This window comes from Streptomyces sp. NBC_01314 (genome assembly GCF_041435215.1).
Lineage (GTDB): Bacteria > Actinomycetota > Actinomycetes > Streptomycetales > Streptomycetaceae > Streptomyces.
This window is the reverse complement of record NZ_CP108394.1, coordinates 2,523,663-2,539,369: the sequence shown is the minus strand read 5'-3', so window position 1 is coordinate 2,539,369 and position 15,707 is coordinate 2,523,663. Positions and strand designations below refer to the sequence as shown.

10 protein-coding genes and 1 pseudogene are annotated in these 15,707 nt (G+C 73.5%); 9 read left to right on the top strand and 2 right to left on the bottom strand.

The window, feature by feature from the left end; all coding sequences use genetic code 11:
• The first annotated feature begins 144 nt into the window (after positions 1 to 144).
• Together OG622_RS11220 and OG622_RS11215 are read left to right on the top strand one after the other, a co-directional pair.
• Positions 145 to 1,435 (top strand): annotated as a pseudogene (locus OG622_RS11220) (sensor histidine kinase).
• 410 nt (positions 1,436 to 1,845) lie between these two features.
• Complete coding sequence (locus tag OG622_RS11215; RefSeq protein ID WP_371575363.1) at positions 1,846 to 2,682, top strand: hypothetical protein; 837 nt, start codon at positions 1,846 to 1,848, stop codon at positions 2,680 to 2,682.
• 72 nt (positions 2,683 to 2,754) lie between these two features.
• Here OG622_RS11215 and OG622_RS11210 read toward each other — a convergent pair whose 3' ends face one another.
• Positions 2,755 to 3,783, bottom strand: coding sequence for an aldo/keto reductase (locus OG622_RS11210; RefSeq protein ID WP_371575361.1), 1,029 nt, complete (start codon positions 3,781 to 3,783; stop codon positions 2,755 to 2,757).
• Positions 3,784 to 3,961: 178 nt separating this feature from the next.
• Here OG622_RS11210 and OG622_RS11205 point away from each other — a divergent pair, with 178 nt between their 5' ends.
• Both OG622_RS11205 and OG622_RS11200 read left to right on the top strand, forming a co-directional pair.
• A complete protein-coding gene (locus OG622_RS11205) occupies positions 3,962 to 4,633 on the top strand; it encodes a response regulator (RefSeq protein ID WP_371575359.1) in 672 nt (223 codons plus the stop codon).
• Positions 4,634 to 4,722: 89 nt separating this feature from the next.
• Positions 4,723 to 5,913 (top strand): cytochrome P450, encoded by a 1,191-nt coding sequence (locus OG622_RS11200; protein ID WP_371575357.1) that lies wholly within the window; start codon positions 4,723 to 4,725, stop codon positions 5,911 to 5,913.
• A gap of 246 nt (positions 5,914 to 6,159) precedes the next feature.
• On the opposite strand, the gene OG622_RS11195 is transcribed toward OG622_RS11200, so the two are convergent.
• Positions 6,160 to 7,170, bottom strand: coding sequence for a Gfo/Idh/MocA family oxidoreductase (locus OG622_RS11195; RefSeq protein ID WP_371575356.1), 1,011 nt, complete (start codon positions 7,168 to 7,170; stop codon positions 6,160 to 6,162).
• 130 nt (positions 7,171 to 7,300) lie between these two features.
• On the opposite strand from OG622_RS11195, the gene OG622_RS11190 reads away from it, so the two are divergent.
• The 5 genes from OG622_RS11190 to OG622_RS11170 all read left to right on the top strand — a co-directional run bounded on the left by OG622_RS11190 (position 7,301) and on the right by OG622_RS11170 (position 15,458).
• On the top strand, positions 7,301 to 8,038 hold the full coding sequence (locus OG622_RS11190; protein WP_371584067.1) for a GntR family transcriptional regulator: 738 nt from the start codon (positions 7,301 to 7,303) through the stop codon (positions 8,036 to 8,038).
• Between the two features lie 162 nt (positions 8,039 to 8,200).
• Positions 8,201 to 9,346 carry an ROK family glucokinase gene (locus OG622_RS11185; protein ID WP_371575354.1) on the top strand — a complete coding sequence of 382 codons (1,146 nt, stop codon included), beginning with the start codon at positions 8,201 to 8,203 and terminating at the stop codon, positions 9,344 to 9,346.
• The gene (locus tag OG622_RS11180) at positions 9,343 to 9,924 is read left to right on the top strand and encodes a sugar kinase (RefSeq protein ID WP_371575352.1); all 582 of its coding nucleotides are present in this window, start codon (positions 9,343 to 9,345) and stop codon (positions 9,922 to 9,924) included. The genes OG622_RS11185 and OG622_RS11180 overlap by 4 nt, the downstream gene beginning before the upstream one ends.
• 141 nt (positions 9,925 to 10,065) lie before the next feature.
• Positions 10,066 to 12,945 (top strand): DEAD/DEAH box helicase, encoded by a 2,880-nt coding sequence (locus tag OG622_RS11175; RefSeq protein ID WP_371575350.1) that lies wholly within the window; start codon positions 10,066 to 10,068, stop codon positions 12,943 to 12,945.
• A gap of 146 nt (positions 12,946 to 13,091) precedes the next feature.
• Positions 13,092 to 15,458: an SWIM zinc finger family protein gene (locus tag OG622_RS11170; protein WP_371584066.1), complete on the top strand. Its 2,367-nt coding sequence runs from the start codon at positions 13,092 to 13,094 to the stop codon at positions 15,456 to 15,458.
• The last annotated feature ends 249 nt before the right edge of the window (positions 15,459 to 15,707 follow it).

Sequence of the window (15,707 nt, the reverse complement as noted above, 5' to 3'; positions counted from 1 at the left end):
ATCGGCCGCGAGGCGAGGCCTGTCCGACGGGAGTACCGGTCCGTGGGGCGGCGGGCCGCCGAAAGTCGACGGGGTCACGACTTTGGTCGCGATCACCGGCGGAGGGTAGGTGGCGGAGGCGGTCTCTGCATAGATTTGTCGACCGTGAGTGGTGACAAGCCGGTGCCGGAGCCCCCGACCTTCCCGGGGCGGAGCTGGCTGTTGCCGTCGGCCCTGCTCGACCCCGATCCCGATCCCGATCCCGATCCCGACCCCGCTCATGACGCCGCCCACGACCCCGGCCACCCCGGTCGGCGGCCCAGGCGGACCGCGCGCGACTGGGTCGTCGACTTCACCTGCTTCCTGCTGGCCGTGTTCATCGGTCTCCTGGGCGTGGACACGGTCAGGAACGAGCCCGACCTGCCGCAGTCCTTCGCCGTCCTCGACCAGGTGCTGGGCGCGCTCGCCTGCGCCGCCGTCTGGCTGCGCCGGCGCCGGCCCGTCGGCCTCGCCGTGGCGATGGTCCCGGTCTGCTTCGTCTCCAACACCGCGGGCGGCGCCGGCCTGGTCGCCCTCTTCACCCTCACCGTGCACCGGCCCTTCCGGTACGTGGCCTGGATCGGCGGCGCGAGCCTCGTCCTGGCGCCGCTGCTCCTCTGGCTGCGCCCCGAGCCGGACTTCGCCTACCCCTGGGCGGTCTTCCTCTCCGTGCTCCTCACCGCCGCCATCGTCGGCTGGGGCATGTTCGTGCGCTCCAAGCGGCAGCTCATGCTGAGCTTCCGGGACCGCGCCCGGCGCGCCGAGACGGAGGCGGCGCTCCGGGCCGAGCAGGCGCAACGGCTCGCCCGCGAGGCCATCGCGCGCGAGATGCACGACGTCCTGGCGCACCGCCTGACCCTGCTGAGCGTGCACGCGGGCGCGCTGGAGTTCCGGCCCGACGCGCCCCGCGCCGAGATCGTCCGCGCGGCGGGCGTCATCCGGGAGAGCGCCCACGAGGCACTCCAGGACCTGCGGGAGATCATCGGCGTGCTGCGCGCGGGGAGAGCCCGACGACGCGGGGCGCCCTCAGCCGACCCTCGCCGCGCTCGACAGCCTCGTCTCCGAGTGCCGCGAGGCCGGCATGAAGGTCGCCCTCGACCAGCACGTCACCGACCGTGCCGCCGTCCCCGCCTCCGTCGGCCGCACCGCCTACCGCATCGCCCAGGAGTGCCTGACCAACGCCCGCAAGCACGCTCCCGGCGCCGAGGTCACCGTGACCGTCGCGGGCGCCCCGGGCGACGGACTCACCGTCGCCGTACGCAACCCGGCACCCCCGGGGGAGGTCCCGCCCGTCCCCGGTTCCGGCCAGGGCCTCATCGGCCTCACCGAACGCGCCACGCTGGCCGGAGGCCGTCTGGACCACGGCCCCGAGCAGGACGGTGGGTTCGCAGTGCGGGCCTGGCTGCCCTGGACCTGACCACGGGCTTCGCCTCGGGGCCGGGCACCGGCCACGCATCCGGGTCGAACACCGGTACAGGCGTGCGCGACGCCATCTCGTCCTCCATGATTGCCAGTTGACTCGTACGCGGCGTACGCGGCGTACGACTCGTACGCGGCCATACGGCTCGTGCGCGGCGTGCGGGGCGAGCGAGTCGTTCGGCACAGAACACCCAGTGGGTCTCGGGGAGGGACAGCAGAGTGAGTTTCGGGGGACACAACCCGTATCAGCCGCCCTGGCAGCCGAACGGAGGACCGCACCCGCCGCCTCCCCCGTCGCCCCCGGGACCGTACGTCCCGCCCCAGCCGGGCCCGCCGCCGTACGGCCCCCACTCCCCTTACCCGTACGGGCCCCACCCCTATGGCCCACCGCCCACTCTCGTGCGGCGGATGCGGGAGGACGAATGGCCGCCGCTCAGGGAGTTCCTGCGCGGGCTGCGGCTGCACGGCTGTCTCTGGGCGATGGCCGTGATGTGCGCCTGGCCGATGGTGTTCGGTCTGCTCGTGGGCTACCCGCTGGCACGTTCGGCCCGCCGCCCGGCCCGGCGGATCTTCCCCTCGCGCGCCCGCCACCGCCTCGTCGACGACGACGTGACGCGGCTGCAGCGCAGGCGGGCCTGGACGGCCACCGTGATGTCCCTGCTGATCCTGGCGGTCTACGGCAAGCCCGAGGACGTGGACCAGGCGCAACAGCAGTTCACGATACGGCTGTTCATCACCCCCTGGCTGCTGCTCCTCAGCGCGCCCGTTGTCGTCGCGGCCCTCTTCCACTGGTCGTCGCCGGACGCGCGACGGGCCATGCGCGCCCCTCTGCGCACCGCCGGGAAATCGGTCCTGTGGTACGTCGGCGCCTTCACGGCCGTGCCGCTCCTCGGCGGGGCGATCTACTACACACGCACGTACCTGGAGAAGAACCTGAACGTCTGGGTGCCGTTCGCCCTCCTCGTGCCTCTGCTCTGGATGCTGCTCTTCATCGCCTTCGCCTCCGGGCCCGCCGTGCGCCGCGCCTTCAACACCGCCGACGTGCACCCGGCGCTCCCGGCGCTGCTCACCGGCGGCCTGGTGTGGGAGTTCTCCGCCATCAACCTGGCCGTCGGCGGGCTGCCGCCGGGCCCGCCCCTGGTGCAGCTCGCCGCCCTCGTCGGCGGCCCGGCCTCGGTGACCGCCGTCGCGTGGTGGGAGGTACGCCGCCTGCGCACCCGGTACGGGGTACGCCTGCGTAACTGAGGGGCGACCGGCCGGCGCCCACCGAGCCGCACTCGGCGGACCGGCCGGCCGCTGGGCCCGTACAGGGGCCGGTCACACCGTGCGCGGCACCACGCGCTGCCCCGCCGACCCGTACACCCACGCCGACGCCTCGTCGATGAAGTCGCCAGGAAAACCGAGGCGGAAAGCGGTGGTCTCCTCCAGCCGGGCCAGCACCTCCTCGGGGAGGACGAGCCGGGCGGCGCCCAGGTTGTCCATGAGCTGCTCGACACGGCGGGCGCCGAGGATGGGGTGCACGGCGGGGGAGTGGGCCATGGTCCAGGCGATGGCGATCTGGGCGGGGGTGGCGCCGAGTTCGTCCGCGGCGGTCTGCACGGCCTCCGCGACCGTGCGCTCACGCTCCCCGATCGCCTCGGCGGACAGCCGGGTCGCGGTGCTCGGCGCCACCCCGCCCGGGCGGGTGTACTTGCCGGACAGGACGCCGTTCTGCAGGGGGCTCCAGGCCGCCACCGACATGCCGAACGCCTCCGCCATGGGCAACAGCTCGCGCTCGATGTCCCGGTTGAGCAGGCTGTACGGCACCTGGAGCGCGGACAGCGCCGACCAACCGCGCCATTCGGCCAGGGTGTTGGCGCGCGAGACGACCCAGGCCGGGGCGTCCGAGATGCCGACGTACAGCACCTTCCCGGACCGTACGGCGTCGTCGAGGGCGCGCATCGTCTCCTCGACCGGGGTGTTCCGGTCCCAGATGTGCACCCAGTAGATGTCGACGTAGTCGGTGCCCAGGCGTCGCAGGCTGGTCTCCAGGGACAGTGCGAGGTTCTTGCGGTGGTTCCCCGCGGCGTTGGGGTCGCTGCCGTCGCGGGAGACGGTGTACTTGGTGGACAGCACGAACCGGTCGCGCCGCCCCTTGAGCAGTTCGCCGACGATCCGCTCGCTCTCCCCGCCCCGGTAGTTGACCGCCGTGTCGATCACATTGCCGCCGGCCTCCGCGTACACGTCGAGGATTCGCGCGCACTCCTCCCGGGGCGCCCCCACCCCGCCCTGTTCCCCGAACGTCATGGCGCCGAGGAACAGCTCGGAGACGCGGAGCCCGGTCCGGCCCAGGAGTCGGTAACGCACCCAAAACCTCCGTCAGTTGAATGCCGTACCGGCCGACACTAACGGGTCGGCCGATGACAACGCGGCGGTCCGGGCCCGGCGTCATTACGGTAGTGCCCCATGACCGACACCCGAAGTGCCCCATGACCGACCTCCGACCTGCTTCATGACCGACCTCCGACATCCGAACGGTGGGCCGATGACCGCGATCCGGCTGCTCCTCGTCGACGACGACCCCCTCGTGCGCGCCGGACTCTCCTTCATGCTGGGCGGCGCCGACGACATCGAGATCGTGGGCGAGGCCGCCGACGGCGACGAGGTGAACGACCTCGTCGACCGAACGCGCCCGGACGTCGTCCTCATGGACATCCGGATGCCGACCGTCGACGGTCTCTCGGCCACCGAGCTGCTCCGCGCCCGCGCGGACGCGCCCCAGGTCGTCGTCCTCACCACCTTCCACGCCGACGACCAGGTCCTGCGCGCCCTGCGCGCGGGCGCAGCCGGGTTCGTCCTCAAGGACACCCCGCCCGCCGACATCGTCGAGGCGGTACGGCGGGTCGCGGCGGGTGACCCCGTGCTCTCGCCCGCCGTCACCCGCCGGCTCATGGCACACGCCGCAGGCAGCGCCCCCGACACCCGCCGCACCACCGCCCGTTCCCGCGTCGCCGCCCTCAACGACCGCGAACGCGAGGTCGCCGTCGCTGTCGGCCGCGGCGCCTCCAACGCCGAGATCGCCGGCGAACTCTTCATGAGCGTCGCCACCGTCAAGGCCCACGTCTCCCGCATCCTCGCCAAACTCGACCTCAACAACCGGGTACAGATCGCCCTGTTGACGTACGACGCGGGGCTGTTGGACGACGACGGGCGCTGAGAGACGACGAGGGCACCGGCGGAACCCGGGGTGCGGGAGCGGGCACTCGTGGGTGGACCCGGGCGTTGTGCGGGTGAGGGGGAAAACTCATGGGAGACGTGCGGGTGATCGATCTGGGGGAGTACGGGCCGGGGTTCACCGAGGACCCGCATCCCGTCTATGCCGAGCTGCGGGAGCGCGGCCCCGTGCACCGGGTCCGGCTGCCGAAGCCCGACGCACATCACGAGGCCTGGCTCGTCGTGGGGTACGAGGAGGCGCGGGCGGCGCTCGCCGATCCCCGGCTGTCGAAGGACGGCTCGAAGATCGGGATGACGTTCCTCGACGAGGAGCTGATCGGCAAGTACCTGCTGGTCGCCGACCCGCCCCAGCACACCCGGCTGCGCGGACTGATAGCGCGGGAGTTCACCGGACGCCGGGTGGAGCGGCTGCGGCCCCGGGTCCAGGAGATCACCGACTCGCTGCTGGACACGATGCTGCCGCTGGGCCGCGCCGACCTGGTGGAGTCGTTCGCGTACCCGCTGCCGCTCACCGTCATCTGCGAGCTGCTGGGCGTGCCCGAGTTCGACCGGGCGGCCTTCCGCAAGCTGTCCACGGAGGCGGTGGCACCGACCAGCGGGGAGAGCGAGTACGAGGCCTTCGTCCAGCTCGCCGCCTACCTGGGCGAGTTGATCGAGGACAAGCGCTGCTCGCCGCCCGCCGACGACCTGCTGAGCGCCCTGATCCGGACGACGAACGAGGACGGCGACCGCCTGGCACCCACCGAGCTGCGCGGCATGGCCTTCATCCTCCTCATCGCCGGCCACGAGACCACGGCCAACCTCATCACCGGCGCCGTCCACGCGCTCCTCACCCACCCCGGGCAACTCGCCGAGGTGCGGGCCGACACGAGCCTTCTCGACGCGGTCGTGGAGGAGACCCTGCGCCACGAGGGCCCGGTGGAGAACGCGACGTTCCGCTACGCCGCCGAGCCGCTGGACATAGGCGGTACGGCCATCGCGGCGGGCGACTCGGTACTGATCGGACTGGCCGCCGCCGACCGCGACGGCACCCGCTACCCCGCCCCCGACCGCTTCGACCTCCACCGCGACACCCGCGGCCACCTCGCCTTCGGTCACGGCATCCACTACTGCCTCGGCGCACCCCTTGCCCGCCTGGAGGCCCGCGTGGCGCTCCGCGCCCTCCTGGAACGCTGCCCCGACCTGGCCCTCGACGGCCCACCGGGCGACTGGCTGCCGGGAATGCTGATACGGGGGGTGCGCAGCCTGCCCCTGCGCTGGTGACACCGGATGGGCTGAGGGGCGCCTCGGCGCGGCCCAGGGGCTCGCGTGGCGCGCGGCGGGCCTCGATCTGGGTCCGCGGCCCGCGCCCCTGCTCCTCAGGGGCGCGGGGAACCGCGAGACAAGCCACGACGCACGCGCACCCGGCACCCGCACCCGCCCCCGTGCCGCGACACCACGCGACCCGTCCGGCCCGCGGCGGACATCCCCGCGGACCGGTTCGGGGGCCGGTTCGGGGGCCGAGTGCTGCTACTCCCGGCCGCCCGCGATCTCCCCGAGGTTGACGGGCCGGTGCTCCAGCCGGGACAGCTCGCACGCCTCGGCCACCCGGAGCGCCTGAAGCGCCTCACGCCCGTCGCACGGATTGGCCCGCTCCCCGCGCACCACCTCGACGAACGCGGCGATCTCGGCCTCGTACGCGGTGGCGAAGCGCTCCAGGAAGCCGGTCCACGGCTTGTCGGCGGGGGGCGGCCCCTTCGGCTCCGTGGACGCGACCGGCGTACGGTCGTCCAGCCCGACGACCACGGTGTCCAGCTCCCCGGCCAGCTCCAGCCGCACGTCGTACCCGGCCCCGTTCACCCGCGCCGCCGTGGCCGTGACGAGCGTGCCGTCCTCCAGCATGAGCACCGCGGCCGCCGTGTCGAGGTCGTGCGCCTCCCGGAACATCGGATGCCCGGCGTCCGACCCGGTGGCGTACACCGTGGCGACCTCGCGCCCCGTCACCCACCGCACGATGTCGAAGTCGTGGATCAGACAGTCCCGGTAGATCCCGCCGGACACCGCCAGGTACTCGGCGGGCGGCGGCGTCTGATCGGCCGTGAGCGCCCGCACGGTGTGCAGCCGCCCGAGCCGGCCCGCGCGTACCGCCTCCCGCGCGGTGACATAGCCGGAGTCGAAGCGCCGCTGGAATCCCATCTGCAGCACCGTCCCGGCCGCGTCGACCTCGGTCAGCGCGCTTAAGGTGTTCGGCAGGTCCACGGCGATGGGTTTCTCGCAGAACACCGGGAGACCCGAGCGTGCTGCCCGACCGATCAGTTCGCCGTGGGCCGAGGTAGCGGCAGTTATGACCACGGCGTCGACCCCCCAGGTGAAGATCTCGTCCACGCCCGGCGCCACCGTCTCGCCGAGACGATCCGCGAGGTCATGGGCCCGAGCCGGGTCTACGTCCGTGATGATCAGAGAGCCGACATCACGGTGGCGGCTGAGCGTGGTCGCGTGGAATGTCCCGATGCGACCCGCGCCGATGAGTCCGATGCGCATGGGAAACAAAGTGGGGTCGCACCTGCCGCTGTGTCAATGCTTTGTCCGGACAACCGAACTACGCAACTTCCCGTCACCAAGCACCGGGGCTACGCTCGGGCCCGTGCCGAAACCAGAAGTGGCTCCGACCGTGTCGCTCCAGCTCAGCGTCGACCGCAGCAGTCCGGTCCCGCTCTACTTCCAGCTGTCCCAGCAGCTGGAGGCCGCGATCGAGCACGGCGAGCTGACCCCGGGCAGTCTGCTGGGCAACGAGATCGAGCTGGCCGCACGCCTCGGCCTTTCCCGCCCGACCGTCCGCCAGGCCATCCAGTCCCTGGTCGACAAGGGACTGCTCGTACGCCGCCGCGGAGTGGGCACCCAGGTCGTGCACAGCCAGGTCAAACGCCCCCTGGAACTCAGCAGCCTCTACGACGACCTGGAGGCCGCCGGCCAGCGCCCGGCCACCCGCGTCCTCCTCAACACCACCGTCACCGCCTCCGCCGAGGTAGCCGCCGCCCTGTCCGTCGCGGAGGGCGGCGAAGTCCACCGTATCGAGCGACTCCGTCTGGCCCATGGCGAACCCATGGCCTACCTCTGCAACTACCTCCCCTCCGACCTCCTCGACCTCGATTCCCCCCAACTCGAAGCCACCGGCCTCTACCGCCTCATGCGCGCCGCGGGCATCACCCTCCACAGCGCCCGCCAGACCATCGGCGCGAGAACGGCCACCCGGGAGGAGGCCGACCGCCTCGGCGAGCCGGAGAACGCACCCCTCCTCACCATGCAGCGCACAACCTTCGACGACACGGGTCGAGCGGTGGAATACGGCACCCATATCTACCGGGCATCCCGCTATTCCTTCGACTTCCAATTGCTGGTGAGGGCGTAAGGAATGTCGGCCCGCAGCGCCCCTGGGAAGGCGGCGCAGCCGCCGCAAAGGGGCGCGGGGAACTGCGCGACCGGCCCCCACTCACCCGCACCCGAAAAACAACCCATGGCACCCCCCGCCCCCACGCCGCACCCAGCGGAGCGTTAAGGCAGAATCGGTCCGATGAGCACTTACCGCGACTTCACCCACCGCGGCTCCGCGCGGGCCACCGTCCTGCGGACCGTGGGAACGCGCGAGCGCCGCTCCCACCTGACGGCCCCCCGCGTCCCCACCGTCGGTATCGACATCGGCGGCACGAAGGTGATGGCGGGCGTCGTGGACGCCGACGGCAACATCCTGGAGAAGCTCCGCACGGAGACCCCGGACAAGTCGAAGAGCCCCCAGGTCGTCGAGGACACCATCACGGAACTGGTCCTGGACCTCTCCGACCGGCACGACGTGCACGCCGTCGGCATCGGCGCCGCCGGCTGGGTGGACGCGGAGCGCAACCGCGTCCTGTTCGCCCCCCACCTGTCCTGGCGCAACGAACCGCTGCGCGACCGCCTCGCCGGCCGACTCGCCGTGCCGGTCCTCGTCGACAACGACGCCAACGCCGCCGCCTGGGCCGAGTGGCGCTTCGGCGCCGGCCGCGACGAGGATCACCTGGTCATGATCACGCTGGGCACCGGCATCGGCGGCGCGATCCTGGAGGACGGCCAGGTCAAGCGCGGAAAGTTCGGCGTCGCGGGCGAGTTCGGCCATATGCAGGTCGTGCCCGGCGGCCATCGTTGCCCGTGCGGCAACCGCGGCTGCTGGGAGCAGTACAGCTCGGGAAACGCCCTGGTCAGGGAGGCCCGTGAACTCGCGGCGGCAGACTCCCCGGTGGCGTACGGGATCATCGAGCACGTCAAGGGCAACATCGCGGACATCACGGGCCCGATGATCACCGAGCTGGCCCGCGACGGCGACGCGATGTGTATCGAGCTGCTCCAGGACATCGGTCAGTGGCTCGGCGTGGGCATCGCCAACCTGGCCGCCGCCCTCGACCCTTCCTGCTTCGTCATCGGCGGCGGTGTCTCGGCCGCCGACGACCTGTTGATCGGCCCCGCCCGGGAGGCCTTCCGCCGCCACCTCACCGGTCGCGGCTACCGCCCCGAGGCCCGGATCGCGCGCGCCCAGCTCGGACCCGAGGCCGGCATGGTGGGCGCCGCCGACCTCGCCAGACTCGTCGCCCGCCGCTTCCGCCGCGCCAACCGGCGCAGGGTGGAGCGCTACGAGCGTTACGCGCGGTATGTGGAGGCCCGCCGCACCACCCAGGACTCCGCGTGACCGCCTCGGTGCCGCGCCCGGGCTCCTCCCCGGAGGGGCCGGAGCGACCCGCAGAGGACCGCCGTCACAGGAACCGCCGCCGGGCGATCACCCTGTCGATCATCGTGCTGCTCATCGGCGTCCCCGCCGGCTATCTGGTGATCTCCGCCAACCAGAGCCGCGACAGCGGCAAGGACAAGGAGGAGAAGTACTCGGCGACCGGCCTCACCGCCCACTGGCCCTCCCGGGTCCAGCAGCGCCTCTACCAGGTGCCGATCCCGCCGTACTCCAAGCACGTCGCGTACTACGAGACGAACAACTGGAAGACCAGCCGTCTCTACGTGCAGTTCTATACGAGCAACGAGGGGCTGGAGAGCTTCCTCAACCAGATCGGCGTCAGCACCGGCGACCTGAACGAGGACGAGGACGCCATCAGCACCCGCGACCGGCGGATCGTCGGCTGGAACTTCACCGGCCCCGGCCCGTGGTACGGGCTCGTCAAGGACCGGAAGAATCCCCAGCCCACCCACGACATCGTGGTGAACCGGTCCAACCCGGACCATCCGATGGTGTACGTGGTGTCCCGAACCGTGCCCTGACCAGGAAGAACCCCGGTCCGGGCGGGCCCACGCACGGTCGCCGGGGCCGATTGTCAGACCCCGCCCGTAGAGTCGGAGACAGCTGATCGGAGCCGGACCGGAGACGGCTCATCCGACTGAGGGCGGGAGGTGACCGGACGTATGCGGGACATGGCTGTTCCCGAGGCCGACACGGCTGTCCCCGCCCGCACGGCCGTCCCCGTCCGGCTGGCCGCCGTCTTCCTCCCGGCTCCACTGCCTCGCCACAGCCGGTTCGCGTTCTGGGACCCGGCGGGCGAGGAGCCGCCGCCGGGAGACACCGAGGACCTCACGATCGTACGACAGCACGGCTCCGGAGCCCGCAGAGGCACCGTCCCCGCCCTGTGCCTGCCGGTCGGCGAAGCTCTCCCCCTGCTCACCCGCGCCCGGCGCGACCCGGCCGCCCACCCCGCCACGGCCTGCTGGGGCGCGGCCGCACTGCACGCGCTGCGACTGATCGCCCGGGGGCGGCTGCTGCCGGGACTGACCGCCGAGGGGTTCGACGCGTGGCGCGCGGGACCGCTCGACCCGGACGACATCGCGCACCTCAGGGCCGTCGCCGCGGCACTGCCGTACGAGGGCCACGCGGTCCCGCTGCCCGGCAGGGGACCGCTGCGGCTGCCCGAGCCGGAGCCGCTGATGCGGTCCTTCCTGGACGCGGTCGCCGACACGCTGCCGCGCGGCCCGGCGGCGCCGTACGTCTCCGGGAAACCGTTCGCCGCGCACGCCGGGCAGCGGCTGCCGCACGCCCGCGACTGGGCGGCCGAGGTCGCCGCCGGCATGGACGCGGGCGTACGCATCTCCCTGCGCCTCGACCTGGCGGCGCACGACCTCTTCGACGACCTCGAAGGCGCTTCGCGGGCGGGCGCGGCCGTGGTCCAGGTGCACAGCCTCGCCGACCCCACCCTCGTCGTCGACGCCGCAGCGCTGTGGGCGGGTGACGCGGACGCGGCGTTCGGGCCCCGCGCGCGCGTGGACGCCGCCCTCGCCGTACGGCGCGCGGCCCGCGTCTGGCCGCCTCTGGACCGGCTCTCCGAGCAGGACGTCCCCGATGTCCTCGCCCTCTCAGAGGACGAGCTGTCCGACCTGCTCGGCGTCGCCGCGACCCGGCTCGGCGCGGCCGGCGTAGCCGTGCACTGGCCCCGGGACCTGGCCCACGACCTGAGCGCCCGCGCCGAGGTGCGCCCGGCGCCCGGCTCCGCCACGGACGGCACCGGTTTCTTCGAGGGCGAGGAACTGCTGCGGTTCCGCTGGCAGTTGGCGCTCGGCGGCGACCCGCTCACCGAGGCGGAGATGGACACCCTCGCCGAGGCCCACCGCCCGATCGTGCGCCTCCGTGACCAGTGGGTCCTCGTCGACCCGGCCCTCGTCCGCAAGGCCCGCAAACGCGAACTGGGCCTCCTCGACCCGGTGGACGCGCTGTCCGCGGCCCTCTCCGGCACCGCCGAGATCGACGGTGAGACGGTGGAGGCGGTGCCGGTCGGCGCGCTCGCGGCTCTACGGGACCGTCTGACGGCGGGGATCGGTGCAGCGGAACCGCCACCCGGCCTCTCGGCCACCCTCCGCGACTACCAGCTCCGGGGCCTGGCCTGGCTGGACCTCATGACCTCCCTCGGCCTCGGCGGCTGCCTCGCCGACGACATGGGCCTCGGCAAGACGATCACGGTCATCGCCCTCCACCTGCGCCGGGCCCGCCCCGAACCCACGCTGGTCGTCTGCCCCGCCTCCCTGCTGGGCAACTGGCAGCGCGAGATCGCCCGCTTCGCCCCCGGCGTGCCCGTACGCCGCTTCCACGGCCCCGACCGCACCCTGGACGACCTACCGGGCTCCGAGGAGGTGCAGGCGCGCCCCCAGAGCCCCGCAACCGGCGGCTTCGTCCTCACCACCTACGGAACCATGCGCTCGACGGCCCCACGCCTCGCCCAGCAGGAGTGGGGCATGGTCGTCGCCGACGAGGCCCAGCACGTCAAGAACCCCTACTCGGCGACGGCGAAGGCCCTGCGTACGATCCCGACGCCCGCGCGCGTGGCCCTCACCGGCACCCCGGTCGAGAACAACCTCTCCGAGCTCTGGGCCCTCCTCGACTGGACGACCCCCGGGCTCCTCGGCCCGCTGAAGTCCTTCCGCGCCCGCCACGCCCGCGCCGTGGAGAACGGCGAGGACCAGGAGGCCGTGACCCGCCTCGCCCGCCTGGTCCGCCCCTTCCTCCTGCGTCGTAAGAAGTCCGACCCGGGCATCGTTCCCGAACTCCCGCCCAAGACCGAGACCGACCACGCCGTCCCCCTCACCCGCGAACAGGCCGCCCTGTACGAGGCGGTGGTCCGCGAGTCGCTGCTCGCCATCGAGACGGCGGAGGGCATCGCCCGCCGGGGCCTGGTCCTGAAACTCCTCGGCGCCCTCAAGCAGATCTGCGACCACCCGGCGCTGTATCTGAAGGAGGAGGCGGGTGCCGCGATCGGAGACCGGTTCGCCGCCCGCTCCGGCAAACTGGCCCTGCTGGACGAGCTGCTGGACACGCTGCTCTCCGAGGACGGCTCCGCGCTGGTCTTCACCCAGTACGTCGGCATGGCCCGCCTGATCACCGCGCACCTCGCCGCCCGCGCCGTCCCGGTCGAGCTGCTGCACGGCGGCACGCCGGTCAAGGAACGCGAACACATGGTGGACCGTTTCCAGAGCGGGGAGACGCCGGTCCTGGTCCTGTCCCTCAAGGCGGCCGGCACCGGCCTGAACCTCACCCGCGCAGGCCACGTCGTCCACTTCGACCGCTGGTGGAATCCGGCCGTCGAGGAACAGGCCACCGATCGCGCCTACCGCATCGGCCAGACCCAGCCCGTGCAGGTGCACCGCCTCATCACCGAGGGCACCGTCGAGGACCGCATCGCCGACATGCTGGAAGCCAAGCGTGCCCTCTCCGACGCCGTTCTCGGCTCGGGCGAGGCGGCTCTCACCGAGCTGGGGGACCGGGAGCTGACCGACCTGGTGTCGTTGCGGAGGCCGACGTGAGCGGGGGAGCGGGGACGCCGGGACACGCGGAGGAGCACCCCGGGGAGGACGTACGGGCCGGGGAGGACGCCGCGGCCGCGGCGTCGGGTGCGCGGCGTTCGGCAGGGGACGCGGAGGAGCCGGGGGACGCGGAGGAGCTGGGGAACATGGACCGGCCGGATTCCGGTGCCGGGTCCCGGCCCGCCGACGTGGCCCGCCGGGCGCTGCGGGCGGCGCGGGAACGGGACAGGTACGGGGCCGGGGCCGACGCCGTCGATCAACGGGGTTCGGGCTCTGCGCCGGGGGCCGACGCGGCGGGGGAGAAAAGGACACCCGACGCTCGGACGGCCCCGCAGGCCTCCGCCCGGCCCGCTGACGTGGCGCGGGAGGCGTTGCGGAGGGCCGCGGAGTCCAGGGCGGGGGGTCTGAAGGAGTCGGCGGAGTCGGCGGGAGAGCGGGGCGGGGTCGAGCCCGTGGGAGGGCGCGGTGAGGCCGAGCCGCTGACGCGGAGTGCTCCGGGCGGGCGGGCGGTGGAGCGTGCTTCTGCCGACCCCGGGGACTCCCGGCTCGGTGACGGGCCGGGGCCCGGTTCCGGTGCTTGGGCCGGTGGGGGAAGCAAGCCGGGCGCTCGCCCCGGCGACATAGCCCGCGAGGCCTTGCGGGCCGCACGCGATGCCACCGGGCGGGCCCGGGGCGAGGCGGAGGGCACTCGTGCCGAGGCCGAGGCCGAGGCCGAGGCCACGGACAAGGCAGGCCGGACTTCGCGGCCGCCGGCGGCGGGCCGAGACCGGGCTTCGGGAAGCCGGATGGGTGACGTACGCGAACTGCTCGCCGACGCCTTCAAGTTGCCCTCCGAGGAGCCGGAAGCCGACGAGACCTCCCTCATGGGCACGGACACCGAGGGGGAGGGTGTCGGTTCTGCGGCGGCGGGGGAGTTCCACGAGCCGCCGCCCCCTCGCGAGGGCGTGACCCGCGACCGCGCGACCCATGGCCCCGCCGTTCCCGGCCGCACCACGCACGCCCCGTCCCCGGCAACAGGCGGCACCTCCGCGCGGCGGGAGCCCACCTCGGCCGTGGCCGACCCGGAGCCGGCCCCCGCCCGGCCCAGTGCCCCTCACCAGGACACCGACCTCGCCGCAGCCCCCCGCGTCCCCCGCACCATGGCCGCACCCTCCCGGGACGGTGAACTGCGGCGTACCTTCCGGCCGTTGCCGCCGCGCCCCTCGGCCGGGGAGGCGTTCGCGGAGAGCTGGTGGGGCAACACGTGGGTGACGGCTCTGGAAGAGGGCGCGTTGGACGCGGCGCGGTTGGCGCGGGGGCGGGCGTACGCCGACAAGGGGCAGGTGGACGCGATCACCGTCACGCCGGGGCTGGTGCTGGCGTATGTGCACGGGAGCAGGCCTCGGCCGTACCGGGTGCAACTCCGCCTGCGGACGCTGGACGAGAAGGAATGGGACCGCTTCCTGGACGCGGCGGCGGAGCAACCGGGCCACATCGCCGCGCTGTTGGACAAGGAGCTGCCGCAGACTCTCGCCGGACCCGAGGCCGGCTCCGAGGCCGGCTCCGAAGCCGGACCAGGACCCGAGGCCGGCTTCGGAGCCGCAGCCGCGGCAGATCGTGGACCCGGACGCCTCGCAGGCCCCGGAGCCGGGGACGGCGTGCGTCTGTTGCCCGGCGCCGGGGAGCTCGAACCCCGTTGCAGTTGCCCCGACTTCGGGCACCCCTGCAAGCACGCCGCCGCGCTCTGCTACCAGACGGCGCGGCTGCTGGACGAGGACCCGTTCGTGCTGTTGCTGCTGCGGGGCCGGGGCGAGCGGGAGCTGCTCGACGCCCTGTCGCGGCGGAACGCGGCCCGTGCGGCGCGTGCCGCGCAGGAGCAGGAGCCCGCACCGCTTCCCGGGGTACGGGCCCTCGACGCCCTCGCCCCGCGCACCCTTCCCCCGCTGCCCGCCCCCTCGCCCCCGCCGCCGCACCCGGAACAGCCGCCGGTGTACCCGGGCGTGCCCGGCGGCCCGGACCCGTTCGCCCTGGACCAGTTGGCCACCGACGCGGCCGCCCGCGCGCATGCGCTGCTCACCACGGGACGCGACCCGGTGGCCGAACTGACGCTGTGGCAGGACGCGGTACGACTCGCCGCCGCCCGCCCCGGCTCCGGCCTCACGGCCACGACCCGCGCCCTCTACTCCTCCCTGGCCGCAGCCACCGGACGCACCCCGGCCGACCTGGCCCGCGCGGTCGCCGCCTGGCGTCAGGGCGGCCTCGAAGGGCTGGCCGTCCTGGAGGACTTCTGGGACCCGCCGGCCGGCCGCTTCGACCGCGCCCGTCCCCTGCTCCTCGCCGCCGACCTCCCGGCCTTCCGCCCCCGGCGCAACCACCTCACCCACCCCCGCGGTCACGTCCAACTCCGCCTCGGCCGCGACGGCCTCTGGTACGCGTACGAGTCCGAACCGGGCCACGACGACTGGTGGCCGCGAGGCACACCGGACCTCGACCCGGTGGGCGCGCTCACGGGTCTGGGATCCGCCGACGACTGACGGCCGACCGAGCCACGGCCCCACCCGGCCGGCAACGGGGACACGCGACGCGCGGCACACGCCCCGACATGCGACATGCGACATGCGACACACGACGCGCGACAACACGCCCCCGACACGCAACGCGCGGCACACGACCCCGATGCGCGACCCGACACGCGACACACGACACGCGGGGATGTTTGTTCGATGCCCGTTCGGGTCACCCCGCGCCGGCTGTGTCACCGGCCTGTGACCTGCGCTCCGGTG

Excerpts from the sequence above, each read along its gene's own strand:
- OG622_RS11215 (WP_371575363.1), top strand. The coding sequence starts at position 1,846 with ATGCGGGAGGACGAATGGCCGCCGCTCAGGGAGTTCCTGCGCGGGCTG.
- OG622_RS11205 (WP_371575359.1), top strand. The coding sequence starts at position 3,962 with ATGACCGCGATCCGGCTGCTCCTCGTCGACGACGACCCCCTCGTGCGC.
- OG622_RS11200 (WP_371575357.1), top strand. The coding sequence starts at position 4,723 with ATGGGAGACGTGCGGGTGATCGATCTGGGGGAGTACGGGCCGGGGTTC.
- OG622_RS11195 (WP_371575356.1), bottom strand. The coding sequence starts at position 7,170 with ATGCGCATCGGACTCATCGGCGCGGGTCGCATCGGGACATTCCACGCG.
- OG622_RS11185 (WP_371575354.1), top strand. The coding sequence starts at position 8,201 with ATGAGCACTTACCGCGACTTCACCCACCGCGGCTCCGCGCGGGCCACC.
- OG622_RS11175 (WP_371575350.1), top strand. The coding sequence starts at position 10,066 with ATGCGGGACATGGCTGTTCCCGAGGCCGACACGGCTGTCCCCGCCCGC.
- OG622_RS11170 (WP_371584066.1), top strand. The coding sequence starts at position 13,092 with ATGGACCGGCCGGATTCCGGTGCCGGGTCCCGGCCCGCCGACGTGGCC.